20 protein-coding genes are annotated in these 25768 nt (G+C 72.4%); 14 read left to right on the top strand and 6 right to left on the bottom strand.

Annotated features, from left to right (window positions below; all coding sequences use genetic code 11):
- Window positions 1-381: 381 nt before the first annotated feature.
- Window positions 382-2835 (bottom strand): FxSxx-COOH system tetratricopeptide repeat protein, encoded by a 2454-nt coding sequence (gene fxsT, locus AC07BS_RS04995; protein ID WP_478930266.1) that lies wholly within the window; start codon window positions 2833-2835, stop codon window positions 382-384.
- Window positions 2835-3239 (bottom strand): hypothetical protein, encoded by a 405-nt coding sequence (locus AC07BS_RS04990; protein ID WP_478930264.1) that lies wholly within the window; start codon window positions 3237-3239, stop codon window positions 2835-2837. Before AC07BS_RS04990 ends, fxsT begins: the two co-directional genes overlap by 1 nt.
- Before the next feature lie 325 nt (window positions 3240-3564).
- Between AC07BS_RS04990 and AC07BS_RS04985 the strand changes: the two genes are divergently transcribed.
- A complete protein-coding gene (locus AC07BS_RS04985; protein WP_478930262.1) occupies window positions 3565-3852 on the top strand; it encodes an Imm32 family immunity protein in 288 nt (95 codons plus the stop codon).
- A gap of 433 nt (window positions 3853-4285) precedes the next feature.
- On the opposite strand, the gene AC07BS_RS04980 is transcribed toward AC07BS_RS04985, so the two are convergent.
- Window positions 4286-5326 carry a LacI family DNA-binding transcriptional regulator gene (locus AC07BS_RS04980; RefSeq protein WP_478930260.1) on the bottom strand — a complete coding sequence of 347 codons (1041 nt, stop codon included), beginning with the start codon at window positions 5324-5326 and terminating at the stop codon, window positions 4286-4288.
- 205 nt (window positions 5327-5531) lie between these two features.
- Between AC07BS_RS04980 and AC07BS_RS04975 the strand changes: the two genes are divergently transcribed.
- Genes AC07BS_RS04975 through AC07BS_RS04935 form a run of 9 tightly spaced genes read left to right on the top strand, consistent with a single transcriptional unit; the run spans window position 5532 to window position 19249 of the window.
- Window positions 5532-6833 (top strand): ABC transporter substrate-binding protein, encoded by a 1302-nt coding sequence (locus AC07BS_RS04975; RefSeq protein WP_478930258.1) that lies wholly within the window; start codon window positions 5532-5534, stop codon window positions 6831-6833.
- 6 nt (window positions 6834-6839) lie between these two features.
- Complete coding sequence (locus AC07BS_RS04970; RefSeq protein WP_478639774.1) at window positions 6840-7721, top strand: carbohydrate ABC transporter permease; 882 nt, start codon at window positions 6840-6842, stop codon at window positions 7719-7721.
- Between the two features lie 33 nt (window positions 7722-7754).
- Window positions 7755-8585 (top strand): carbohydrate ABC transporter permease, encoded by an 831-nt coding sequence (locus tag AC07BS_RS04965; RefSeq protein ID WP_478930255.1) that lies wholly within the window; start codon window positions 7755-7757, stop codon window positions 8583-8585.
- Window positions 8586-8613: 28 nt separating this feature from the next.
- Complete coding sequence (locus tag AC07BS_RS04960; RefSeq protein ID WP_478930253.1) at window positions 8614-9858, top strand: glycoside hydrolase 5 family protein; 1245 nt, start codon at window positions 8614-8616, stop codon at window positions 9856-9858.
- Window positions 9855-11960: an endo-beta-N-acetylglucosaminidase gene (locus tag AC07BS_RS04955; protein WP_478930251.1), complete on the top strand. Its 2106-nt coding sequence runs from the start codon at window positions 9855-9857 to the stop codon at window positions 11958-11960. Before AC07BS_RS04960 ends, AC07BS_RS04955 begins: the two co-directional genes overlap by 4 nt.
- A 42-nt stretch (window positions 11961-12002) precedes the next feature.
- Window positions 12003-15020, top strand: coding sequence for an alpha-mannosidase (locus tag AC07BS_RS04950; protein ID WP_478930249.1), 3018 nt, complete (start codon window positions 12003-12005; stop codon window positions 15018-15020).
- Window positions 15021-15062: 42 nt separating this feature from the next.
- Window positions 15063-15644, top strand: coding sequence for a DUF1697 domain-containing protein (locus AC07BS_RS04945; RefSeq protein ID WP_478930247.1), 582 nt, complete (start codon window positions 15063-15065; stop codon window positions 15642-15644).
- Window positions 15645-15653: 9 nt separating this feature from the next.
- The gene (locus AC07BS_RS04940; protein WP_478930245.1) at window positions 15654-18392 is read left to right on the top strand and encodes an alpha/beta fold hydrolase; all 2739 of its coding nucleotides are present in this window, start codon (window positions 15654-15656) and stop codon (window positions 18390-18392) included.
- Window positions 18389-19249 carry an ABC transporter permease gene (locus tag AC07BS_RS04935; protein ID WP_478639788.1) on the top strand — a complete coding sequence of 287 codons (861 nt, stop codon included), beginning with the start codon at window positions 18389-18391 and terminating at the stop codon, window positions 19247-19249. Before AC07BS_RS04940 ends, AC07BS_RS04935 begins: the two co-directional genes overlap by 4 nt.
- Before the next feature lie 34 nt (window positions 19250-19283).
- Here AC07BS_RS04935 and AC07BS_RS04930 read toward each other — a convergent pair whose 3' ends face one another.
- On the bottom strand, window positions 19284-20198 hold the full coding sequence (locus AC07BS_RS04930) for an SDR family oxidoreductase (protein ID WP_478639790.1): 915 nt from the start codon (window positions 20196-20198) through the stop codon (window positions 19284-19286).
- Entirely contained in the window at window positions 20195-21028 is an 834-nt protein-coding gene (locus AC07BS_RS04925) for an SDR family oxidoreductase (protein ID WP_478639791.1), read from the bottom strand. The genes AC07BS_RS04930 and AC07BS_RS04925 overlap by 4 nt, the downstream gene beginning before the upstream one ends.
- Before the next feature lie 73 nt (window positions 21029-21101).
- Between AC07BS_RS04925 and AC07BS_RS04920 the strand changes: the two genes are divergently transcribed.
- From AC07BS_RS04920 to AC07BS_RS04905, 4 genes are read left to right on the top strand one after another with little or no spacing between them, the layout of a single operon-like run.
- Complete coding sequence (locus tag AC07BS_RS04920; RefSeq protein ID WP_478639792.1) at window positions 21102-21878, top strand: enoyl-CoA hydratase family protein; 777 nt, start codon at window positions 21102-21104, stop codon at window positions 21876-21878.
- Window positions 21879-21892: 14 nt separating this feature from the next.
- Window positions 21893-22738, top strand: a complete 846-nt coding sequence (locus AC07BS_RS04915) for a CoA transferase subunit A (protein ID WP_478641061.1) — start codon at window positions 21893-21895, stop codon at window positions 22736-22738.
- Window positions 22735-23496, top strand: coding sequence for a CoA-transferase subunit beta (locus tag AC07BS_RS04910; RefSeq protein WP_478639794.1), 762 nt, complete (start codon window positions 22735-22737; stop codon window positions 23494-23496). The genes AC07BS_RS04915 and AC07BS_RS04910 overlap by 4 nt, the downstream gene beginning before the upstream one ends.
- Window positions 23493-24572, top strand: a complete 1080-nt coding sequence (locus AC07BS_RS04905) for an NAD(P)H-dependent flavin oxidoreductase (protein ID WP_478930242.1) — start codon at window positions 23493-23495, stop codon at window positions 24570-24572. The genes AC07BS_RS04910 and AC07BS_RS04905 overlap by 4 nt, the downstream gene beginning before the upstream one ends.
- Here the strand turns inward: AC07BS_RS04905 and AC07BS_RS04900 are convergent.
- On the bottom strand, window positions 24556-25713 hold the full coding sequence (locus AC07BS_RS04900; RefSeq protein WP_478639797.1) for an acetyl-CoA C-acetyltransferase: 1158 nt from the start codon (window positions 25711-25713) through the stop codon (window positions 24556-24558). The genes AC07BS_RS04905 and AC07BS_RS04900 overlap by 17 nt on opposite strands.
- Window positions 25714-25768 lie beyond the last annotated feature (55 nt).

Genomic DNA, 25768 nt, shown 5'->3' with positions numbered 1-25768 from the left:
GGCCATCAGCGAGAGTCAAGCCATTCATAGCCATCGATCCACCCGATCAAGTCGGAGAATCGAGGTCTGAGGTTTATTCGCTACCTTTTTCTACACTTACCTTTACTAGGGACTCGATGGGCTGGAATAGCCCGGCCTGATCGGTGAGCTGTCCGTCAGAGCTGATGCCTCCGGCGGGGGCGCTCTGGCTCCGGGACGCAGGGGCCAATCGTGCGTCCGCGGGTGCGTCGGGGTTCGGGGGGCTGTCATCCCGCCTGCCGTCGTCCCAGGGCAAGCCGTGGCAGACCAGCCATCAGGGGCCCGGGCGGCGGATCGAGATACTGTCCGGGCTGCCCGCATCACTTACCGTACCCTCAGCCACACCTCGTACGTTTTCTACCGTCAGCCGGAATTCAACTCTTTAAAGAGTTGAGTGGTTTCATGGTTGGGGCCGTATCTCGCCAGAGCTTGCCCGTAGCCTTCAGAAGCGGCCCAAGCCGCGGCAGCAAGGTCTCCAACCTCCCTATAATTCACAGCCAAATTCGCCAGAGTCAAAATAGTCAAGGGGTGTTCTCTACCGACTGCGCCTGCCGCAACTTGGAAAGCCCTCTCCGCATACGGCAAGGCCTCTTGATATCGCCCTTGATGGAAAAATATCGCTGCCAATTGACTGAGTCGATTAGCCGTGGACGAATGCCCATCTCCCAGATTGCTTTCCGTTATCCGGAGCGCTTCCCTGGCCAACGGCAAGGCTTCATCGTACCGCCCGGCGCGTATGTAATCGGCACAAAGATTGTTCATGCAGATAGCCGTCAGCGAACTGCCTACACCGACAAGAGCCTGGGCATCTTCCAATGCCCTGCGGGCCAATCTTTCGGCTTCATGAGGGCGCTTGAGCGATCGATATAGGGCTGCGAGATTACTGCACGCCGCAATAACGGAGGTGTGACGTTTGCCGTAAATTTCCTCGCTCGCACTGAGCGCTTTCCTCGCGAAGGGAAGGCCCTCCGAAGGGCGACCGACATCCCGATACAGTGCTGCAAGGTTATTTAGGCATTGCAGGAGACTCGGCCCGCCGATGCTGGACTTCTCCAACATATGCAATGCCTCTTTAGTTACCTTCAAGGCTTGGTCGTACAGTCCCGCTTCTCGCGCAATTGCCGCCATGTTTCCCAGGATCGTCGCAAAGGTTTCATTGCTAATGAATTCAGGAGGAATGGACCGCAGCAAGGACATTGCTGCGGTCATGTCCTCCGTTGCTCCTTGACTGTCACCCAACGAATGACGTATCGCTCCCCGCACCATGAGGGAATGAAGGTGGCTACGTTCGCCCTCAACGGCTTGGCTACTGGCCTCGACTGCCTGCTCGGCCAGTTCTACCGCCTTCAGTAGATCGCCGTAGTCCTTGTAGTCATCGGCAAGGTTGGAGAGGTTAGTAAAGACGCTCTCCTGATCATCCTCGGCAATGGAGGCCGCGAGGGCGCGTTCCCTGAGTTTTATAGCCTTGGCCGGCTGATCCTGGCTTCTATAGAAAGATGCCGTCTCGGCGATCAGGTACCTGAATTTTTCACTGCTGGCGTCGTCTGGCAGGTGATTGATCAACGTCTCGATATGAGGGAGCAGGGATCTCCACTTGGGCCACGCCCGAAAGTCCCTCACGTCTCCTTGAACGAACTCGGCCATGAGATCAAGCGCCCCAGTCGCACCGGAGGCCGACACATCGGCGAGGTATGACTTTGAGCGTACGACTGCCTGAACAAGCCGATGAATATCGATGGCCGAAGGCCTTAGTTGGATCATGCTGTAAGAAGCGAGCAGGGCCAGCGCTTCGTTCCCGTCTAGCTCGTCTTCGAACGCAGGATCCAAGATTTGCCGCGGTAGATCAGCCGGGGCAAAATACGATAGAACCTCAAGGATCTTGATTGCTTGCGGGTTCCTGGCTGCAATCGCTTCTAGTGTGATATCCCACACGCGCGCGATAGTCCGCTCCGGGTTCCGCCCTTCAGCCGAGGCCCCATGCATCCGCTCTGCATGAGAGCGCAGCCTCGCCAAGTAGTAGGTCGGCTCAACTTGCGTCTGCATTATGTAGGAACCGGCCTGAATAAGCCCCAGAGGCAAGTCCCCCAGCTCTTCTGCAATTGCTTCAAGGGCCGGAGTGGAGAGGGAATTCAAGTCGGCATCAATGAGCTCGACAAGCAGCTGCACCGCCTCTGTGCGGCTCAGAGGATTCAGCGGAATCTCTCTGCCAATCCCGTCCCATCCATACCTTCGTCGCGAGGTGATGATAATGTGCCCTCCTGCAGGGCTGGCAACCAAGTCGTGAATTGACCGCGGTTCTTCGACGTTATCCAGAACTAGAAGCCAGCCAGATGTGCGCTGCAGCCAATTCATGGCCCAAGTAGCACTCTCAGAGGTACTTAGCCCAAGGGCCAGCGATGGCGAAATGGCTTGAGTTAGCCCCGCCAGGCCAAGTGTCAAGTTCTCCGGCGAATCGGCCGCGATCCACCAAGTGGCAACTCTGGACTCGACTCCCACACGCGCCCTTTCCAGGGCAATTCGCGTCTTCCCTGTACCGCCGAGGCCGTGAATTACATACACGGCCTCGGTGCGCAGATCAGAAATTTTAGCCATTTCTGACCGCCGCCCAACGAATCCCACCGTGTCAGCAAACGGAAGGTTCGATAGGCCTTCGACTGAGGCAGGTTCCGAGGAGTCATGGGATACAGTCACCCTACGCATGTCGAAATGCGCATTGGGGCCGGTGCTCGCGACGCCGGAGTTTTGAGACACCGCGATCGAAGAAGAACCTTCAGCCCTTACGTCGTATTTTCGCTTAGATCTCTTCTTCCTGCCCATCAGCGCTGGATGGTCGCAGAATCTCCAGTGCTGGCTATGCCACTGATGACATTCGCCGCTACTGATCGCTCCCCCGAGGCCACGATCGAGTTTGTTCCTTGACCAAGCATCTCTCGCAACTCGTTCGCAAGTTCAGTGTCAGCGAGAATCGCAGCCTTTACACGGACACGCAACACTGCCTGCAGGTCCGGGTCGTTCGGGTCTTCGGCAAGATCGGTTACGGCTGATTCGATCCCGCTTTCGGTACCCCGCCTCGATAGGAGACGCTGGATCAGTCGATACCCGAGAGACACTGTGCCGTCTGCCGCTGCTACTTCCAGCCGTGTGAGAACAGCAGCCCCGTATGTGGAGACTGCCGTTACCGCGAAGGGAACGATTTCTGCAGCGAGCACTTGAGCGTCCACTTACCCCTCCCAAGGTACAGATCCAACTGAGCTTAGCGCTGGGAGGTCAGGATCGGCGTCCACTCGACGAGATCCGCTGACGATGCTGGTGGGCGCACCATGCGCGGGCCAGCGGTAAGAGGCGCACCACGGTGCCGACAGCACCGCTGGCTGTGCCTCCGATGCACGGCGTGCGACCCCAATCCTTCGAAGGTGATCCGAGTGAGTAGCGCGTGGGAATCCACAACCTTGGCACCTGATGCCTGTCTTTCCAGGCCAGGAAGCTGCTCTAGGGTGACGACCCGTGCCCTCCAGAGCCGTGTGCTCTGGGCGGCATGATGGCTCCATGACTGATTCCAGCAGGGCCCCCGTTGAGAGCACCCGACTTACAGCAGTGACCGATGGTGTGGCGCAAGCCTTCACTTGGGAGGCGGACGCGCGGATCGGGGTGCGAGGCCTGGGGGGAGAGGTCGTGATCGAGGCGAACGCCGCAGGTCTCAGGACGCTTGCTGGGCACCTGATGGTGCTTGCCGCGGAGGGTGTTCCCGGTGGGAGTCACCTGCACCTCGAAGAGAGCAACGGGCTGGAGGACGGTTCCCTCAGCCTGGTCCTGGAGCGGTGCGACGAGGAGTGAGGGCGGCCGACGGTCGTAGTGCAGCTGGGGGTGGAGCTGACATCAACGATGGCGGATAGCAGTAGCTGTCTGTGTCTCCCCAGGGGGCGGCTGGCCCGTGGGAACTGAGGGCAGGGGCTTACAAGCAGCTGTCCCCGACCGCAGGACAGGACGACGGGGCTCGCGGCCGTGGTCCGGCGGGATGTGACTGCCGCCCAGTCGACGGCGGAAGGCTGGGCACCCATGCCCGTCATCGAGACCCGGTCCGGTGCATTCGGAGGGGAGGCGGATGGCAGTGGCTGGGACCTAGCAGAAGTGTGGAGCTCAGACCAAGACGACCGGCAGGCCATGCAAGGCAACGGTCATGAAGGGGACTTCACGCTGTCGCAAGCACCAGGGGAACGAACGACGCGCCCGTTACGCAACAGGCAAAAGAAGCGACGTGATCCGGGGGTCACGCCGTCCGGTGCGGGGCCGGGCCCGTTGTGCCGCGTTCTGTGAGGTGGGGGGTCGGGGTCCGGGTGGTGCGGGGTGGGGCGCCCGACAGGAGGGAGAGGAGGTGGTCCGCCGCCTCGCGGCCGAAGGCCGGTGTGTCGCGGGTGAGGGCGGTCAGGGCGGGGTGGGTGGTGCGGCAGAGGAGCGAGTCGTCCCAGGCCACGATGGACAGCGCGGCCGGGACCTGGACGCCTCGGGCGGCGGCGACCGCGAGGCCGGCCACCGCCATGACGTCGTTGTCGTAGACGATCGCGGTGGGCGGCCGCCGGGCGGCCAGGACGCGGCGGGTGGCCTCCGCGCCCGCCGCGTCCGAGTAGTCGGTGGTGACCGAGACCGCGCCGGGCAGACCGCGGCGGGCCGCCTCGGTGCGCAGGGAGTCGATGCGGCGGCGGGTGTGGGCGAACTCCGGCAGGCCCGCGATGTGCACGATGCGACGGTGGCCGAGGCGGTGGAGGCGGTCGACGACGGAGGCCATGGCGCCGGCGTCGTCGGCCCCGACCACGGAGAGGGGCGCGCCCGGCGGGACGGCCGCCGCGGGGGCGCCGACGATCACGGCGGGCAGACCCAGCTCGGCCAGGAGGGCCGGGCGGGGATCGGTGTCGCGGGGGTCGACGACGAGCAGGCCGTCCACGCGGTGCTCGGCCCACCAGCGGCGGTGGACGGCGCACTCGGCGGCCACGTCCTCGACGACCTGGAGGAGCAGGCCGAGGCCGCGGCCTGCGAGGGATTCCTGGACTCCGGAGACGAGTTGGAGGAAGAACGACTCGACGCCCAGGGTGCTCGCGGGCCGGGCCAGGACGAGGCCGACGGTGGCCGCGCCCTCGCCGGACAGGGCCCGGGCGGCCGCGCTGGGCCGCCAGCCGAGCTGTTCGGCGACGCGCCGGACGCGGGCACGGGTGGCGGCCGAGACGCCGGGCCGGTCGTTGAGCGCGAAGGAGACCGCGCTCTCCGAGACCCCGGCGCGGCGCGCGATGTCCTTCATCGTCGGCCTGCGCGGCATGGCTCTCCTTCCCCGGTGCCCCCGCACACTAAAGCGCATTAGTCCGTGGCGGAAGTACGGCGGGAGTGTGGTGGGAGTGTGGGTGGGAGTATTGACGAACTCCCTTTCGGGGTGCAGGTTTTGACCTGCCCGGAGCGTCCGGGCCGCCGCATGTCCGCACGCTGTCTCCTGCCGGCCGTCCCCGTTCGAAGGAGCTCCGCCCGCCATGCCCGTACGCCGGTCCAGACATCCCGCCGTGCCGCTCCTCGCCACCGCGCTGCTGCTCACCGCCTGCGGTTCGGGCGGAGGTGGTGCGGACGGCGGTCCGGGTGCCGCCGACGGCACTCCGGAGGGCCGTATCACGTTCCAGACCTGGAATCTGCGCGCGAACTACAAGGACTATTTCGAGGGCCTGGTCCGGGATTTCGAGCGGAAGTACCCCGATGTGAAGGTCAGATGGCTCGACCAGCCCGCCGAGCACTACGCCGACAAACTCAGCGCCGACGCGGGCGGCGGCACCCTGCCGGACGTCGTCAACGTCTCCCCCGACCTCTCCTATCCGCTGGCCAAGGCCGGGCTGCTGATGAATCTGGACAAGGAGAAGGCGGCGGCGCGGTTCAAGGGCGAGTACACGGCGGAGGCCTGGCAGGGCAATGTGCTGCCGGGGCTCGGTGGCGCGTACGCCTTCCCCTGGTATCTGAACACCGGGCCGCTCTTCTACAACAAGGAGCTCTTCCGGCGGGCCGGCCTGGATCCGGAGAAGCCGCCGCGGACGTACGACGAGCTGTTCGCGGCCGCGGACCGCATGGCGGGCCGCTCCGGCGGAGGAGCCGCCACCCTGGCGAGCTCCCCCACCATCGAGGACTTCGGGCGCTACGGCGTGCGGCTGATGAACGACGACGCCACGAGGTTCACGTACGACGAGCCCAAGGGCGTGGAACTCCTGGCCCGTTACAAGAAGCTCTACGACCACGGCGGGCTCGATCCGCAGGCGCTCACCAATACGCCGGAGAAGGCGGGCCAGCGCTTTCTGGAGCAGAAGGTCGCCATGAATCCGGGCGGCGCCCACGACCTGGAGAACTTCCGGAAGAACGCGCCGACGCTCTACCGCGGCCTCGGCATCACGGACGCGCCCAACAACACCGGCAAGCCCAACATGTATGTGATGGGCCTCGCCGTCGGTGAGAAGAGCCGGCACAAGGCCGCCGCGATCGCGTTCGCCCACTTCGTCACCGACCGCGCCCACCAGGAGGAGTTCGCGCACAGGGTCGCCGTCTTCCCCAGTACCCGGGGGTCGCTGGAGGACCCGTACTGGACGAAGGACGACGGCACCGACGCGGGCCGGGTACGGGTGGCCTCGGCGCGGATGCTCAAGGGGGCGGTCAACTACACGCCCGTGGTGATGAGCGACGAGATGAAGACGGTGCTGCGCAACGAGGTGGCCAAGGCGCTCCAGGGCAAGAAGTCGCCGCAGCGGGCGCTCGACGACGCGGTGGCGCGGAGCAACACGCTCCTCGGCCGGGGCTGAGCGCGGGTGTCCCCCCGGCGTACGCACCGGGCGACCAGCCCCTGGCTGTTCCTGCTGCCCGGCCTGGCCGTCGTCGCGGCGTTCAGCCTCTACCCGTTCCTCGGCACCGTCCGCGCGGCGTTCACCGACGCCCGCACCCTGACCCCCGGCCACTGGGTGGGGGCGGCGAACTTCCGGGCGCTGCTGGACGACGAGCAGTTCTGGGTGGCGCTGCGCAACAGTGGTCTGTACGTGCTGCTGGTCGTGCCGTTCACCGTGGTGCTGCCGCTGCTGCTGGCGCTGCTGGTGCACAAGCGGCTGCCGGGCGTGGGCTTCTTCCGGTCGGCCTTCTACACCCCGGTGGTCGCCTCCGTCGTCGTGGCGGCCCTGATCTGGGGCTGGATGCTGGACGACCGCGGCCTGGTCAACGGCATCCTGGGCGCGCTCGGCGCCGGCCCGGTGGGATTCCTGGGTGACGAGTGGCTACTGCTGTTCAGCGCCATGGCACTCACGGTCTGGAAGGGCCTGGGCTACTACATGGTCATCTACCTCGCCGCGCTGGGGAACGTCCCGCGCGAGCTGCACGAGGCGGCGGCCGTCGACGGCGCGGGCGCGCTGCGCCGCTTCACCAGCGTCACCGTCCCCGCGCTGCGCCCGACGATGGTGCTGGTCGCCGCGCTCTCGTCGGTGGCCGCTTTCAAGGTCTTCTCCGAGGTCTATCTGCTGGCCGGCCCGTCGGGCGGGCCGGCCGGGCAGGACACGACGCTGGTGATGCTCGTACAGCGGACCGGCACCGGGCTCGACGGCCGGGTGGGCTACGCCTCCGCCGTCTCGCTGGTGGTCTTCGCCGTCACGCTGCTGCTGATGCTCCTCGTGCTGCGCGCGGGCCGGGCGAGGGAGGACGCCTGATGGGGAAGGACGTCTGATGGGGAAGGACGCCTGATGGGGCGCACGCCGGGCTGGGAGAAGGCGCTGCGCTACCTCCTGATGCTCCTGGTGCTGGCCGTGACGGTCGGGCCGTTCCTCTGGCAGCTGTCCACCTCCTTCAAGGGGACGGCCGAGGACATCTACACCTCTCCCCCGCGCTTCCTGCCGGAGCGTCCGACGACCCGCAACTACGCCGGGGTCGCGGACGTCATCCCGGTCTGGGACTACGCGCTGAACTCGCTGCGGGTCGCGGTGGCGAGCGTGCTCACCAACCTGGCCGGCGCCTCGATGGCCGGCTACGCGCTGGCGCGGCTGCGCTTCCGGGGGCGCCGGGTCGCGGGCCTGGCCTTCGTGATGGCGCTGCTGGTGCCGCTGGAGTCCATCCTCATCGCGCAGTTCACACTGATCCGCGAGCTGCGGCTGAACGACACGCTCACGGCCGTGGTGCTGCCCGGTTCCGTGGGCGCCCTGAACGTGCTGCTCATGCGGAACGCGTTCGCCGCCGTGCCGTACGAGGTCGAGGAGGCGGCCGTCGTCGACGGGGCGAACGTCTGGCAGCGGTTCACCCGGATCGCGCTGCCGTCGGTGCGCGGCACGCTGGCGGTCGTCGCGATCTTCTCGTTCATGGGGGCCTGGGACGACTTCCTCTGGCCGCTGATCGTCCTGTCCGACCCGGAGCACTTCACGCTGACGGTCGGCCTGAACTTCCTGCACGGCACGTTCGCCCAGAACCCCCGGTTGGTCGCCGCCGGGACGGTCATCGCGGTCGCCCCGCTCGTCGTGATGTTCGCCTGCCTCCAGCGGTACTTCTTCCGCGGCGTCGGCGAGGGCGCCGTCAAGGGCTGAGTCACAAGCTGAAGGGACACAACGCCTCATGCGCTTCGGCGTCAACTACACCCCCACCCACGGCTGGTTCCACCACTGGCTCGACTTCGACCTGGACACCGTCCGCGCCGATCTGGACTCCGTCGCCGCGCTCGGCGCCGACCACATCCGCGTCTTCCCGGTCTGGCCCCTCTTCCAGCCCAACCGGACCCTGATCCGGCCGCGCGCCGTCGAGCAGCTCGCGCGCCTGGTGGACGCCGCCGGTGAACGGGGGCTGGACGTCGGGGTCGACGGGCTCCAGGGGCACCTCTCCAGCTTCGACTTCGTCCCCTCCTGGACCACCACCTGGCACCGCCGCAACATCTTCACCGATCCCGCCGTGGTCGAGGCCCAGGCCGCGTACCTGACCGTGCTGGCGCGGGCCCTCGCCGACCGGCCGAACTTCCTGGGGATGACCGTCGGCAACGAGATCAACCAGTTCTCCGGCCGCCCGCACCCCGACCCCGACCGGATCGGCCCCGACGAGGCGGCCCGCTGGCTGCGGCGGATGCTCGACGCGTGCGAGGGGGGCGCGCCGGGCCGCACCCATCTCCACGCGTCCTACGACGCCGCCTACCACGACGACGGCCACCCCTTCACCCCCGCGCACTCCGCGCGGCTGGGGGCCGTGACCGCCGTCCACTCCTGGGTGTTCAACGGCACCGCGCAGCGGCACGGCCCCACCGGCGCGGCCACCGAGCGGCACGCCGCGTACCTCGTCGAGCTGTCCAAGGCCTGGGCCACCGACCCGGCCCGGCCCGTCTGGCTGCAGGAGGTGGGCGCGCCGGCCCCGCACGTCCCGCCGGGGCTGGCGGCGCGGTTCACCGAGGCGACGATCGCCGCGGTGCTGGACTGCCCGGACCTGTGGGGGATCACCTGGTGGTGCTCGCACGACGTCGACCGGGTGCTCTCGGACTTTCCCGAACTCGAGTACGGGCTGGGGCTGTTCACGAATGACCGGCGGATCAAACCGGCGGGCGAGGCGTTCGCCCGGGCGGTACGGGCCTGGCGGGAGGCGGGCGGACCGGCGCCCGCGCCCCGGCGCACGGCGCTGGTCGTGGACGCGGGCGACGAGGAGAGCGCGCCGGGGCGGTCGGTGTGCGCGCCGGGCGGGGCGTTCTTCGAGGCCTGGATGCGGCTCGCCGCCGACGGGGTCCGCCCGGCCGCGGTGCTGGCGCAGCGGGCGGACGACACGGGGCATCTGGCCGCCCGGGGGATCACGGAGGTGCTGACAGTGGCGCAGGTGACGGCATGAGCGTGACGCGTCGCGAGGTGCTGTCCGCCGGGGCCGCGGGCGTCGCCGCGGCGGCCGCCGGGACCGGACACGCCGCCGGAACCGGACACGCCGCCCGGACCGGACACGCAGCGGCCACCCCCGCGTCCGCCGGCGCCGACCTGCGACCCTGTGCCTCCTACTGGTTCCCCGACCGGCTGCCCGACGGCTCGCCCGAGCCCGGGGTCGTCTGGCGCGGCCTCGCGTCCTGGACGCCCGAGGAGGACCCCGACCTGCCGTTCAACCGGGCCACCGTCCCCCTCGCGCCCCGGTTCGCTCCCCCGCCCGCCAACGCCACCGCCCGCGCGGGCCAGGCCCGGATCAGCGCGCTGGCCGCGTTCGCCCCCACCTCCGGCAATCCGTCGCAGGGTTCGCCGACCGCCGACACGTACGCCTTCACGCACTGGGCGTACCTCGACGAGCTGGTCTTCTGGGGCGGCTCCGCGGGCGAGGGGCTGATCCTGGCGCCCAACGCGCCCGTGGTGGACGCCGCCCATCGCAACGGCGTGCCCGTCCTCGGCACGGTCTTCCTGCCGCCCACGGCGTACGGCGGCCGGCTGGAGTGGACGCGCGACCTGGTGCGGCGCGGCCCGGACGGCGGGTTCCCGCTCGCCGACGCGCTGATCCGGGTGGCGCGCGAGCACGGCTTCGACGGCTGGTTCCTCAACGCCGAGACGGGCGGCGGGGACGCCCGGCTGGCGGCGGACGTACGGGACTTCGTGGACCGTCTGCGGGCGCGCGGCGACGGGCTGCGCGTCACCTGGTACGACGCGCTGGCCGTCTCGGGCGACGTGGCCTGGCAGAACGAGCTCAACGACGCGAACGCGCCCTTCTTCCGCGCCGCGGACACCATGTTCCTCAACTTCGGCTGGGACCGCTCCCGCCTCGTCGCGTCGGGCGGCCGGGCGCGGGACATGGGGCGCGACCGCTACGAGCTGTGGGCCGGGATCGACGTGGAGGCGCGGGGCTGGGACACCCGCGTCGACTGGGACGCGCTCGTACCGGCGGGCGCCCCGCACACCGCCTCGTACGGCTTCTACCGTCCCGAGTGGACGTGGCGGAGCCTGCCGGAGGGAGAGAGATCACCGGGCGCCTTCCACGCCCGGGACGACCGCTTCTGGTCCGGTCACGCGCTGGACCCGGCCCGCCCGGACGACGGCGGGCCGTGGCGCGCCCCCGCCGCCTCCGTGGCGGACCGGTCGACGCTGACCGCGCTGCCGTTCGCGACGACCTTCAACACCGGCCACGGCCTGGGCTGGTACGAGCGGGGCGAACGCACCGGCGACTCCCCGTGGAACCACCTCGGGTTGCAGGACCGGCTGCCCGGCCGCCGCTGGGTGATCCACACCGCGGGTGCCCGGCCGGCCGTCGGCTTCGACTTCGCCGACGCCTGGCGGGGCGGCGGCAGCCTCCTGGTGGCCGGCCCGCTCGCCGCCCCGGCGACGCTGGAGCTCTTCGCCTCGATGCTGCCGCTGACCCGCCCCACCGTCGTACAGCTGGCCCACCGTACGGACCCGGGTTCCGCGGCCGTCCGGGTGGACCTGGCGGTCGCCCTCGACGAACGGCGACCGCACCGCTTCACCCACGTGCCGGCGGGCACCCTGCGGGCGGGCGGCCACGGCTGGAGCACCGCCACCCTGCGCCTCGGCACGGCGATGGCCGGCCGGCGGGGCACCCGCGCGGTGCGCGTCCTGGGCGTACGGCTCACGGCGCCGGACGGCGGGGCGGTGCGCTGGCGGCTGGGCGGCCTCGCGGTGCGGGACGACACCCCCTGGCCGGCGCCGGGCCGGCCGGGCGCCCCGGTGGTGACGGCGTCGGCGCGCGGCGCGGACGGCACCGCCGCGCTGCGGATGGCCTGGACGCCGGCCCGGGCGCGGCCGGGCGCGCCGCCCGTACGCCACTACGAGCTGCACCAGGTGCTGCCCGACGGGACCCGCCGCTTCCTCGGGGGCACGTGTGGGCATGCCTACTACGTCCCGGCGCTGCGCCGCCCGGCCGGCGAGGAGGCGTCGCGCCTGGAGGTGCGGGCCGTGGACGAGCTGTACACCGCGTCGGCGCCCGCTTCCGTCACGTACCGCTGGTAGTCCCGGGCACGAACACCGGACACAGACCGGACAAGGAGAGGCATGCACAACGACCGCGCCATCACCGAAGCCCGGCTCGCGAGGGTGCTGGACGAGCGCGTCCGCCCGGCCGTGTACCCCGAGTCGGTGCCGCTGGAGGTCTCCGTGTGGCACGCGCCCGGCGAGCCGGTGCCCGTCGCGGAGGGGATCGCCGCCCCGCGTACCCCGATCGCGGTGGGCGACCGGTGGGGCCCGGCGTGGGGCACGAGCTGGTTCACGGTGTCCGGTACGGTGCCGCGCGCCTGGGCGGGCCGGACGGTCGAGGCCCTGCTGGATCTGGGCTTCGACGAGAACATGCCGGGCTTCCAGTGCGAGGGCCTGGTCTACCGGCCCGACGGCTCGCCGGTGAAGGGCCTCAACCCGCGCAACCAGTGGGTGCGCGTCGGGGAGCGCGTGGCGGGCGGCGAGCGCGTCCTGCTCCACGTCGAGGCCGCGTCCAATCCGGTGATCATGGACTACCGCCCCTTCGTCCCCACGGAGCTGGGCGACCGGGAGACTGCCGACGACGCGCCGCGCTACCGCCTGGAGCGGATGGACCTGGCGGTCCTCGACCGGACGGTGTGGGAGCTGGTGCACGACCTGGAGGTGCTCGGCCAGCTGATGGCCGAGCTGCCGGAGGAGTCGCCGCGCCGCTGGGAGGTCCTGCGGGCCGTCGAGCGGGCGCTGGACGCCCTCGACCTCCAGGACGTCGGCGGGACGGCGGAGCGGGCGCGCGAGCGGCTCGCGGGAGTGCTGTCGGCGCCCGCGCATGCCTCCGCGCACCGGATCAGCGCCGTGGGGCACGCGCACATCGACTCGGCGTGGCTGTGGCCGCTGCGCGAGACGGTCCGCAAGGTGGCGCGTACGACCGCCAATATGACCGCGCTGCTGGAGGACGAGCCGGACTTCGTCTACGCCATGTCGCAGGCGCAGCAGTTCGCGTGGATCAAGGAGCACCGGCCGGAGGTGTACGCGCGGGTGAAGAAGGCGGTCGCTGAGGGCCGTTTCGTGCCCGTGGGCGGGATGTGGGTGGAGTCGGACACCAACATGCCCGGCTCCGAGGCGCTGGCCCGGCAGTTCGTGTACGGCAAGCGCTTCTTCCTGGAGGAGTTCGGGATCGAGACGGAGGAGGTGTGGCTGCCGGACAGCTTCGGCTATTCCGCCGCGCTGCCGCAGCTCGTCCGGCTGTCGGGGTCGAAGTGGTTCCTGACGCAGAAGATCTCCTGGAGCCGGTCCAACACCTTCCCGCACCACACGTTCTGGTGGGAGGGGCTGGACGGCACCCGGGTCTTCACCCACTTCCCGCCGATCGACACGTACAACGCGCAGTTGTCCGGGCGGGAGGTGGCGCACGCGGTCCGCAACTTCCGGGAGAAGGGCGGGGCGACGCGGTCGCTGGCGCCGACGGGCTGGGGCGACGGCGGTGGCGGGACGACGCGGGAGATGCTGGCGCGGGCGCGCCGGCTGGCGGACCTGGAGGGCTCGGCCCGGGTCGTCTTCGAGAAACCGTCGGCGTTCTTCGAGAAGGCCCGTGCCGAGTACCCGCAGGCGCCGGTGTGGGTGGGCGAGCTCTATCTGGAGCTCCACCGGGCGACGCTGACCAGCCAGGCGCGCACCAAGCAGGGCAACCGGCGGAGCGAGCACCTGCTGCGCGAGGCCGAGCTGTGGGCGGCGACGGCCGCGGTGCGGACCGGGTCCGCCTATCCGTATGAGCGGCTGGACCGGCTGTGGCGGACGGTGCTGCTGCACCAGTTCCACGACATCCTGCCGGGCACCTCCATCGCGTGGGTGCACCGGGAGGCGGCGCGGACGTACGCGGAGGTGGCGGCGGAGCTGGAGGAGATCGTCGGGGAGGCGCTGGCGGCGCTCGCCGGGGACGGCACCGGCACGGTGGTCTTCAACGCGGCGCCGCACGGGCGGGGCGGGGTGCCGGCGATGGCGGCCGCCCCCGAGGCACCCTCGGTGTCCCCGGCCACGACGGTGGAGCCGCGCGAGGGCGGCGGCTTCGTGCTGGACAACGGCCTGCTGACGGTGGCGGTCGACGGGCGCGGGCTGGTCGTCTCCGTGTACGACCGGCTGGCCGGCCGCGAGGCCCTGGCGCCGGGCGCGGCGGGGAACCTGCTCCAGCTGCACCAGGACTTCCCCACCATGTGGGACGCCTGGGACGTGGACGCCTTCTACCGGAACACGGTGACGGACCTGACCGGCGCCGAGACGGTGGAGGCGGTCGACGGCGGCGCGGTGCGGGTCGTCCGGGCCTTCGGCTCCTCGCGCGTGGAGCAGCGGATCGTCCTGGCGCCGGGGGCGCGCCGGCTGGACGTCGAGACGGAGGTGGACTGGCACGAGACGGAGAAGTTCCTCAAGGCGGCCTTCCCCCTCGACGTGCACACCGACCGGGTGGCGGCCGAGACGCAGTTCGGGCATCTCCACCGCCCCACGCACACCAACACCAGCTGGGACGCGGCGAAGTTCGAGGCGTGCGCGCACCGGTTCGTCCACCTCGCCGAGCCGGGGTGGGGGGTGGCGCTGGTGAACGACTCGACGTACGGCTACGACGTGTCGCGCTCGGCCCGGGAGGGCGAGCGGCCCGGGACCACCACGACGGTACGGCTCTCGCTGCTGCGCGCGCCCCGCTTCCCCGACCCCCGCACGGACCAGGGGACGCATCGCTTCCGTTACGCCCTGGTGCCGGGCGCGTCCGTCGCGGACGCGGTGCGCGAGGGCCATCTGATCAATCTGCCCGAGCGGCGGGTGCCCGGTTCGGCCGCCGTGGAGCCGCTGGTGGCGGTGGAGGGCGAGGCGGTGGTGGTCTCGGCGGTGAAGCTGGCGGACGACGGCGGTGGGGACGTGGTGGTGCGGTTGTACGAGTCGCTGGGCGGCCGGGCCACGACGCGGCTGACCACGGCGGGGTTCGCGATCGCGGCGGCGTCGGTCTGCGACCTGCTGGAACGCCCGGTGGGCACGCTCTCCGTCGCCGATGGCGGGGTCGAGCTGTCCCTGCGGCCGTTCGAGATCGTCACCCTGCGGCTGCGGCGGTCCTGACCCACTCGGTGCGACGGAGTCCCACCTCCCTAGAGTGGCGGGATGACGACGTACGTGGCACTGCTGCAGGGCATCAACGTGGGCGGCAGGCGCAGGGTCCCGATGGGGACCCTGCGCGAGCTCCTGACCGGCCTGGGGTGCGACGGCGTGCGCACCCACCTCAACAGCGGCAACGCCGTCTTCTCGCACCGCGGCTCCGGCGCCGCGGAGCTGACGGCGGCCCTGGAGCGGGCCCTGGAGGAGGAGTTCGGCTTCCCCGTCGCCTGCGTCGTGCGCTCGGCGGACGACCTGCGGCGGGTGGTCGACGGGGACCCGTTCGCCGGGCGGGTGGCCGATCCCGCCCGGTACGTGGTGATCTTCCTGCCGGACCGGCCCGACCCGGCCTCCGTCGCGGACATCGACCCGGCCGCCCACGCGCCCGAGGCGTTCGCGCTGGGCGAGCGCGAGGTGTACCTGCACTGCGCGGACGGCATCCGGGACTCCCGGCTGGCGAAGCTCCTCACCAACCGCCGGCTGGGCATGACGGGCACCTCCCGCAACTGGAACACCGTCACCAGGCTGGCCGACATGGCGGCCGAGGGGACGACGACGGCCGCCGCCGAGACGGAAGACGGCTCCGCTTAGCATGCGGACATGAAGCTGCGTTTCCCCCGCCGTCTCCCCCGCCCGCGCGGGCGACGGGCGGCCGCCGCCGCGGCAGCCGTCGCCGTGCTCGCCGGTGCCGGCACCTGGACCGTGGCCTCGGCCACCGGCGACCCGCCCGTGCACCGCGAGGACCGGGTGATCGCCGTGCCCGGGGAGCCGGGCGACGGCGCTCGCGACGTCCGCCTCGACACCTCCTTCTTCACCGCGGGCGGCTCCGGCCGCCGGCCCGCCGTCCTGCTCGCGCACGGCTTCGGCGGCAGCAAGGACGACCTGCGGGAGCAGGCCGAGGACCTGGCCCGCGAGGGCTACGCCGTGCTGACCTGGTCGGCGCGCGGCTTCGGCCGTTCCTCCGGCCGCATCGGGCTCAACGACCCGGACCACGAGGTGGCCGACGTCGGCCGGCTCGTCGACTGGCTGGCCCGGCGGCCCGAGGTCCGCCTGGACGCGAAGGGCGACCCCCGGGTGGGTATCGCGGGCGCTTCCTACGGCGGCGCGATCGCGCTCCTCGCGGCCGGGCACGACAAGCGGATCGACGCCATCGCCCCGCAGATCACCTACTGGAACCTCGCCGACTCGCTGTTCCCCGGTGACGTGTTCAAGCGGCTGTGGGCCGGCGTCTTCTTCACCACCGGATCGACCTCGTCCACCGGCCCCGGGGGGAAGCGGACGGGCGCCGGCGGGACGGCGGCGGACCGTGCGGCCGCCGCCGGCTGCGGGCGGTTCGAGAAGAGCCTGTGCGCGATGTACGAGCGGGTGGCCGTGGCCGGCCGGCCGGACGCGGAGGCCCGGGCGCTCCTCGAACGCCGCAGCCCGTCCGCGGTGGCCGACCGGATCAAGGTGCCCACCCTCCTCGTCCAGGGACAGAACGACTCCCTCTTCCCCCTCGACCAGTCCGACACGGCGGCCCGGGCGATCGCCCGCAACGGCGCGCCCGTCGCCGTCGACTGGGCCTCCGGCGGCCACGACGCGGGCGGCCTGGAGAGCGAGCGGCGGCGCGTCGAACAGCGCACCCGGGCGTGGTTCGACCGCTATCTGAAGGACGACGAGGGGACGGACACCGGACCCGCGTTCCGGGTCACCCGGACCGGCGGCATCGACACCACCGACGGCAGGACCCAGCTGCGTACGGCCACCGGCACCCGCTACCCCGGGCTGCGCGAGGAGACGCGCACGGTCGGCCTGACCGGCGGCCGGCAGTCGTTCGGCAACCCGGCGGGCGGCAACCCGGCCGCCGTCTCCACCGTCCCGGGCGTCGGCGGGGCCGCGGCCCAGCTGTCGGGCCTGGGCCTCGGTGTGTCCCTCGACTTCCCCGGCCAGTACGCCCGCTTCGACTCCGAGCGGCTGTCCGAGGGCGTCCGCGTCACCGGCTCGCCCACCGTGAAGGTGAAGGTGGCCTCCGGCACGGACGAGGCGGTGCTGTTCGCCAAGGTCTACGACGTGGGGCCGAACGGGCAGCAGGTGCTGCCCGGCGGCCTGGTCACCCCGGTGCGGGTCACCGGCGCGCGCGACGGCCGTACGGTCGAGCTGCGCCTGCCGGCCGTCGACCACACCTTCGAGGCCGGGCACCGGATGCGCCTGGTGCTCGCCGCGACCGACCTCGGCTACGCGTCGCCGACCGCCCCGGCCACGTACACCGTCTCCCTGGCGGGCGACGGGCTGAGCGTGCCCACGGCGCCGGACGTGCGGACGGGCGCCGCCGGACTGCCGTGGTGGACGTGGGGGCTGCCGCTCGGCGGCGTACTGGTCGCCGCCGCGGTGCTGCTGACCGGCCGCCGGCGCGGCGCGACCCCGGCGCCGGACCCGGCGCTGGCCGACGTGCCGCTGGAGATCACCGGCCTGACCAAGCGCTACGCCGGGGCCGCCGACCGCTACGCCGTGCGGGATCTCTCCTACCGGGTGGAGCGCGGTCAGGTGCTGGGCCTCCTCGGGCCCAACGGCGCGGGCAAGACGACCACCCTGCGCATGCTCATGGGCCTCATCCGCCCCGACGCGGGCGAGATCCGGGTGTTCGGGCACGCGATCCGGCCCGGCGCGCCCGTGCTGTCGCGGGTGGGCGCGTTCGTGGAGGGCGCCGGCTTCCTGCCGCACCTGTCGGGCCGGGCCAACCTGGACCTGTACTGGCGGGCCACGGGCCGCCCGGCCGAGGACGCCCACGTCGAGGAGGCGCTGGAGATCGCCGGCCTGGGCAGCGCGCTGGACCGGGCCGTCCGCACGTACTCGCAGGGCATGCGGCAGCGCCTGGCCATCGCCCAGGCCATGCTGGGGCTGCCGGACCTGCTGATCCTCGACGAGCCGGCGAACGGTCTCGACCCGCCGCAGATCCGCGAGATGCGCGAGGTGATGATCCGATACGCGGCCGCCGGGCGGACCGTCATCGTCTCCAGCCACCTCCTCGCCGAGGTCGAGCAGTCCTGCACCCACCTGGTCGTCATGGACCGCGGCCGGCTGGTGACCGCCGGCCCGGTCGCGGAGATCACCGGCTCGGGCGACACCCTGCTGGTGGGCGTCGCGGGCCGGCTCACGGAGGTGACGGTCGACAAGGTGGCCGCGCTGCCGGGCGTCGCCTCGGCGGTGCGGACCGACGAGGGCCTGCTCGTACGGCTCGACGGCGCGACCGCGCCCGAGCTGCTGGCCGAGCTGGTCCGGCTGGAGATCCCGGTGGCGAGCGCGGGCCCGCACCGGCGGCTGGAGGACGCGTTCCTGACCCTGATCGGAGGCTCGGCATGACCACGCTCACGACCCCGGAGGCCGCGCCCGGCTACCGGGCGCGCCACACCCTGCCCCTACGGGTGGAGGCGGCGCGCCAGCTCCGCCGGCGCCGCACCCTGGTGATGGGGGCGGTGCTGGCCGTGCTGCCGTTCGTGCTGATCGCGGCCTTCGCGATCGGCGGCGACCCGGGCGGCCGCAACAACCGGGTGACGCTGATGGACACGGCGACGGCGTCGGGCGTGAACTTCGCGGCCACCGCGCTGTTCGTCTCGGCAGGCTTCCTGCTGGTGGTGCCGGTGGCACTGTTCTGCGGGGACGCCGTGGCCTCGGAGGCGAGCTGGTCGTCGCTGCGCTATCTGCTGGCGGCCCCCGTGCCGCGGGCCCGGCTGCTGCTGAGCAAGCTGACGGTGGCGCTGGGCTTCAGCGCGGCCGCCATGGTGCTGCTCCCGCTGGTGGCCCTGGCGGCGGGCACGGTGGCGTACGGCTGGGGGCCGCTGCGCATCCCCACGGGCGGCTCGCTGGACGCGGGAACGGCCACGGCCCGGCTGGCGGTCGTCGTCGCCTATGTGTTCGTCGGTCAGCTGGTGACGGCCGCGCTGGCGTTCTGGCTGTCGACGGTCACGGACGCGCCGCTCGGCGCGGTGGGCGGGGCGATGGGGCTGACCATCGTCGGCAACGTCCTGGACGCGGTCACGGCGCTGGGCCACTGGCGCGACCTGCTGCCGGCGCACTGGCAGTACGCGTGGGCGGACGCGTTGCAGCCGCACGCGGAGTGGGGCGGCATGGTGAAGGGGACGGCGGTGTCGGTGGCGTACGCGGTGGTGCTGTTCGCCTTCGCGTTCCGGCACTTCAGGGGCAAGGACATCGTGTCCTGACCGGGTCTTCGTACGGGCCCCGGCGCGCCCCGCCTCACCCGCCGGCCCCGTACACCGGCCGGGGCCGCCTGACGCCGCCGAGCAGGCCCCGGACGGCCCGGCCCACCTCCACCGGGGCCCACCGGTCGGCCTTGTCGGTGGTCGGGCCCGGGTGCCAGCCCTCCATCACGGTGATGCGGCCGCCGGCGGCCTCGAAGACCTGCCCGCTGACGCCGTCGCTGGCCTCCGAGGCCAGCCAGACGACGAGCGGCGAGACGTTGCCCGGCGCCATCGCGTCGAAGCCGCCGTCCGCCGGCGCGGCCATCGCGTCGGCGAAGGTCTCCTCGGTCATCCGGGTGCGGGCGGCCGGGGCGACGGCGTTGACCTGGACGCCGTAGCGGGCGAGTTCGGCGGCGGCGACGAGGGTCAGGCCGACGATGCCGGCCTTGGCCGCGCTGTAGTTGGCCTGGCCGACGCTGCCCAGCAGCCCGGCGCCGGACGTGGTGTTGACGACGCGGGCGGCGGCCGGGCCGCCCGCCCGGGCCAGGGCACGCCAGTGGGCGGCGGCGTGCCGCAGCGGCAGGAAGTGTCCCTTGAGGTGGACGCCCACGACCGCGTCCCAGTCCTCCTCGGCGAGATTGACGAGCATCCGGTCGCGCAGGAAGCCGGCGTTGTTGACCAGGGCGTCGAGCCGGCCGAAGCGGTCGAGGGCCGTGGCGACGAGGGAGGCCGCGCCGTCGTCGGTGGTGACGTCCCCGGCGTGGGCGACGGCGTGGCCGCCGCGGGCGCGGATCTCGTCGGCGACCCGCCGGGCGGGGCCCTCGGAGGGGCCCGTGCCCGCGCGGTCCACCCCGAGGTCGTTGACGACGACGCGCGCGCCCTCGGCGGCGAGCGCCAGGGCGTGGGCCCGGCCGAGGCCGCGCCCGCCGCCGGTGACGGCGACGACGCGGCCGGCGCAGATTCCGGTCATCCTCGGTCTTCCTCCTCGTGGGATTCGTGGGACTCGTGGGACTCGTGGGACGGTGGCAGGGGATCGGAGGCCGCGTCCAGGAAGGCCGGGCGTTCGCCGCCGCCGTGCACGAGCAGGGCGGCGCCGGTGATGTAGGCGGCGCGGTCGGAGGCGAGGAACACGGCGGCCTCTCCGATCTCGTCGGGTTCGGCGAGGCGCCCGGCCGGCACGGTCCGGGCGACGGCGGCGGTGCCGCGCGCGCCGCCGTAGTGCGCCCCGGCGGCCTCCGTGCGCACCAGGCCCAGGACGAGGGTGTTGACGCGGACGGCCGGGGCCCATTCCACGGCCATGGTGCGCGCGAGGTTCTCCAGGCCGGCCTTGGCGGCGCCGTAGGCGGCGGTGCCGGGCGAGGGGCGGGTGCCGCTGACGCTGCCGACCATCAGGACGCAACCGCCGGCGCGCTGGGCGCGCATGAGGCGGTGGGCGGCGAGGGAGGCGGTCAGCGCGGCGGTGAGGTTGAGGGCGATCACGCGCGCGTGGCGGGCGGCGTCGGCCTCGTCGAGCCGCCGGTGAGGGGTGCCGCCGGCGTTGTTGACCAGGACGTCGAGCCGTCCGTGGTCGCGGGCGACGCGGTCGAAGAAGGCGTCGACGGCGTCGGGTTCGCGCAGGTCCACGGGGAGGAAGCGGGCGGTGCGGCCGGCCGCCGCGACGGGGTGCTCCGGGGGTCTGCGGGCGCAGACGACGACGTCCGTGCCGGCGCGCAGGAAGGCGCGGGCGATGCCGGCGCCGACCCCGCGGGTGCCGCCGGTGACGACGGCGACGCGGCCGTCGGAGCGTGGAGCGCTGACCATTTCGGGCACCTCCCGAGGCCGTCGGTCCGCTGCTACCGTCGCACCTAACAAACGTTAGGTGGAAAGGTAGCCGATGAGCGTCTCCACCGCACGCCCCGAACCGGGCGTCTCCGTCGTCACCGTCGACTTCCCGCCGGTCAACGCCCTTCCCGTGCACGGCTGGTACGAACTGGCCGATGCCGTGCGCGCGGCGGGCCGGGACGGTGCCACCCGCTGCGTGGTCCTCGCCGCGGCCGGGCGCGGCTTCAACGCCGGTGTGGATCTGAAGGAGTTGCAGCGCACTCCCGGTCACGAGGCCCTGGTCGGCGCCAACCACGGCTGCTCGGCGGCCTTCTCGGCCGTCTACGAGTGCGAGGTCCCCGTCGTTGCCGCCGTCCACGGCTTCTGTCTCGGCGGCGGCATCGGGCTGGTCGGCAACGCCGACGCCGTCGTCGCCTCCGACGACGCGGTGTTCGGCCTGCCCGAGCTGGACCGCGGTGCCCTCGGCGCCGCCACCCACCTGGCCCGGCTCGTCCCCCAGCACCTGATGCGCACCCTCTACTACACGTCCCGCACGGTCACCGCGCGGGAGCTGCACCGGCACGGCTCCGTGTGGCGGGTGGTGCCGCGGGACGAACTCGCCGCGGCGGCCCTGGCCCTGGCGCGGGAGATCGCGGCGAAGGACGGTGTGCTGCTACGGCTGGCCAAGGCCGCGCTGAACGGCATCGACCCGGTCGACGTCCGCCGCAGCTACCGCTACGAGCAGGGCTTCACCTTCGAGGCGAGCCTGACCGGGGTCGCCGACCGCCATCGTGACGCGTTCGTCTCCGGCGGCGCGGCGGCCCGGGGCACGGGAGAGGAGCGGCCGTGACGGCCGACAAGCGGATGACCGCCGACGAGGCCATAGGCAGGCTCACGAGCGGCATGACGATAGGCATCGGCGGCTGGGGCTCGCGCCGCAAGCCGATGGCCCTGGTCCGGGCCCTGCTCCGGTCGGACGTCACCGATCTGACCGTGGTGTCCTACGGAGGCCCCGACGTGGGTCTGCTGGTGGCCGCCGGGCGGGTGCGCAAGCTCGTCGCCGCCTTCGCCACCCTCGACTCCATCCCCCTCGAACCCCACTTCCGGGCCGCCCGGCAGCGCGGCGAGCTGGAGCTGATGGAGCTGGACGAGGCGATGTTCATGTGGGGCCTGACGGCCGCCGCGCACCGGCTTCCGTTCCTGCCGGTCCGGGCCGGACTGGGCTCGGACGTCCTGCGGGTCAACCCCGGTCTGCGCACGGTCACCTCGCCGTACGCGGACGGCGAGGAGCTGGTGGCCGTGCCCGCGCTCACCCTCGACGCGGCGCTGGTCCACCTCAACCGGGCCGACGCCCACGGCAACGCCCAGTACCTGGGCCCCGACCCGTACTTCGACGACCTCTTCTGCGAGGCGGCGCGCGAGGCGTACGTCTCGTGCGAACGCGTCGTGGACGGCGAGGAGTTCGCGGCGGCGGGCGGGCCGCAGACGCTGCTGGTGCAGCGGCACTGCGTCTCCGGTGTCGTCGAGGCGCCCGGGGGCGCCCACTTCACCTCCTGCGCCCCGGACTACGGGCGGGACGAGGCGTTCCAGGCGGCGTACGCGAAGGCGGCGGCCGACCCGGCGGGCTGGCGGGAGTTCGCCGCGCGCTTCCTGTCCGGAGACGAGGCGGACTACCGGGCGGCGGTGGCCCGGGCCCGGGAGGCGTCATGAGTACGTGCGCCAGCAGGGCGGAGGTCTGCGTGGTGGCCTGCGCGGAGGTCTGGCGGGGCGCCGGCGAGATCCTGGCGAGCCCGATGGCCGGCGTCGTACCGACGGCCGGCGCCCGGCTGGCGAAGCTCACCTTCGCGCCGGAGCTGCTGCTGACGGACGGGGAGGCGATGCTGGCCGCCGACGTCCCGGCGCTGGGCGCCCGGCCCCGTACGGTCGAGGGCTGGCTCCCCTTCCGCCGCCACCTGGCGCTGGTCGCGGGCGGGAAGCGGCACGCGATGATGGGCGCGAGCCAGCTGGACCGGCACGGCAACCAGAACATCAGCTGCGTCGGGGACTGGCGGCGCCCCGCCCGCCAGCTGATCGGCGTGCGCGGGGCACCGGCCAACACCGTCAACCACCCCGTCAGTTACTGGATCCCCCGGCACTCCCCGCGCGTCCTGGTCGAGCGCGTCGACATGGTCTGCGGCGTCGGCTACGACCGGGCCGCGGCCGCCGGGCCCTCGGCGAGCCGCTTCCACAACGTCCCGCGCGTCGTCACCGATCTCGCCGTGCTCGACTTCGAGACCCCCGACCGCACGATGCGGGTCCGCTCCCTCCACCCCGGGGTCACCGCCGAGGAGGTACGGGCCGCCACGGGCTTCCCGCTGGACGTGCCCGCCGATGTGGCGCGCACCCGCGCCCCGACGGACGCCGAACTCCGGCTGATCCGGGAGGTCATCGACCCGGCCGGGCGGCGCGACCGCGAGGTGCCGGCGTGAGGACGGCGCTGACCGGCCTGGTGGGGGTGCGGCACCCGGTCGTGCAGACGGGCATGGGCTGGGTGGCCGGGCCCCGCCTGGTGACGGCGGTGGCCGAGGCGGGGGCGCTGGGCATCCTGGGCTCCGCCACCATGACCCCCGACGGGCTGCGGGCCGCCGTGCGCGAGGTGCGCTCGCGCACGGACCGGCCCTTCGGGGTCAACCTGCGGGCGGACGCGGGCGACGCCGCCGAACGCGTCCGGATCATCATCGACGAGGGCGTCCGGGTGGCCTCCTTCGCGCTCGCCCCCTCCCCGGAGCTGATCGCCCGGCTGAAGGACGCCGGGGTCGTGGTCGTCCCCACCGTCGGGGCGCGGCGGCACGCCGAGAAGGCCGTGGCCTGGGGCGCCGACGCGCTGGTGGTCCAGGGCGGCGAGGGCGGCGGCCACACCGGCCCGGTGGCGACCTCGGTGCTGGTGCCGCAGGTGGTGGACGCGGTCGGGGTGCCCGTCGTCGCGGCGGGCGGCTTCCACGACGGGCGGGGCCTGGTGGCCGCGCTCGCCTACGGCGCCTCCGGTGTCGCCATGGGCACCCGCTTCCTGCTCACCTCCGACAGCACGGTCCCGGACGCCGTGAAGGCCGCCTACCTCGCCGCGTCGGTCACGGACGTCACCGTCACCACCAAGGTCGACGGCCGGCCGCACCGGGTGCTGCGCACCCCCTTCGTCACCGCCCTCGAACGCGCGGGCCGCCCGGCCACGTTCCTGCGGGCGCTGCGGCACGCCCGCGCCCTGCGCGGGATGACCGGGACGGGCACGGCCCGGCTGCTGCGCGACGGCCTGGCCCACAAGCGCGGCACGGACCTGGGCTGGGGCCGGGTGCTGCTCGCGGCGAGCACCCCGGTGCTGCTCCGGGCCGCGATGGTGGACGGCCGGACGGACCTGGGCGTGATGTCCGCCGGGCAGGTGGCCGGCGTCATCGACGACCTGCCGTCCTGCGCCGCGCTGATCGGGCGGATCATGGCGGAGGCGGAGGCGACGCTGCGCCGCCTGGGGACGGAGGAACCCCCCGGGGACGGGTTCACAGCCGTTCGATGATCGTCACATTGGCCTGGCCGCCGCCCTCGCACATCACCTGAAGGCCGTAGCGGCCGCCGGTGCGCTCCAGTTCGGCGAGGAGCGTGGTCATCAGCCGGGCGCCGCTGGCGCCCAGCGGGTGGCCGAGGGCGATCGCGCCGCCGTTGACGTTGACCCGTTCCGGGTCGGCGCCCGTCTCCGTCAGCCAGGCCAGCACCACCGACGCGAAGGCCTCGTTGATCTCGACGAGGTCGATGTCGCCGATCGTCAGACCGCTGCGGCGCAGGGCGTGGGCCGTGGCCGGGATCGGGGCGGTGAGCATGCGGATGGGGTCCTCGCCGCGGACGGAGAGGTGGTGGACGCGGGCGCGCGGGGTCAGGCCGTGGACGCGCACGGCGCGTTCGCCCGCCAGCAGCAGGACGGCGGCGCCGTCGGAGATCTGGGAGGAGAGGGCGGCCGTCAGCCGCCCGCCCGGCACGACGGGTTCCAGGGCGGCCATCCTGGCCGCGGTGGTGTCCCGGCGCGGGCCTTCGTCGGCGGCCATGGCGCCGTACGGGACGAGCTCGCGGTCGAAGCGGCCCTCGTCGGCGGCGCGCACGGCCCGCCGGTGCGAGGTCAGGGCGAACTCCTCCATCCGCTCCCGGGCGATGCCCCACTGGTGGGCGATCAGCTCGGCGCCGTGGAACTGGTTGACGGGCCGGTCGCCGTAGCGCTCGCGCCAGCCGCGGGAGCCGGCGAAGGGGCCCTCGGACAGGCCGAGCGGCTCGGCGGCCCGGCGGGCCGCGTAGGCGATGGGGATCTGCGACATGTTCTGCACGCCGCCCGCCACCACCAGGTCCTGGGTGCCGGAGAGGACGGCCTGCGCGGCGAAGTGGACGGCCTGCTGGCCCGATCCGCACTGCCGGTCGACGGTGACGCCGGGCACTTCCTCCGGCAGGCCCGCCGCCAGCCAGCTGGTGCGGGCGATGTCGCCGGCCTGCGGCCCGACCGCGTCCAGGCAGCCGAGGACGACGTCGTCCACGGCGGCGGGGTCGACGCCCGAGCGGTCGAGGAGCGCCGTGAGCACATGGGCGCCGAGATCGGCCGGGTGCACCGCGCTGAGGCCTCCGTTCCGCTTGCCGACGGGGGTGCGGACCGCTTCGACGACGTAGGCCTCGGGCATGGCGCGCTCCTCGGTTGGTGCGGCTGGTTTCCTACCGTGTTCCCTACCGTGTTCC

This window comes from Streptomyces sp. NPDC044063, assembly GCF_056434285.1.
Note: the sequence above shows the minus strand (reverse complement) of the source record. Positions and strands in the feature narration are given on the sequence as shown.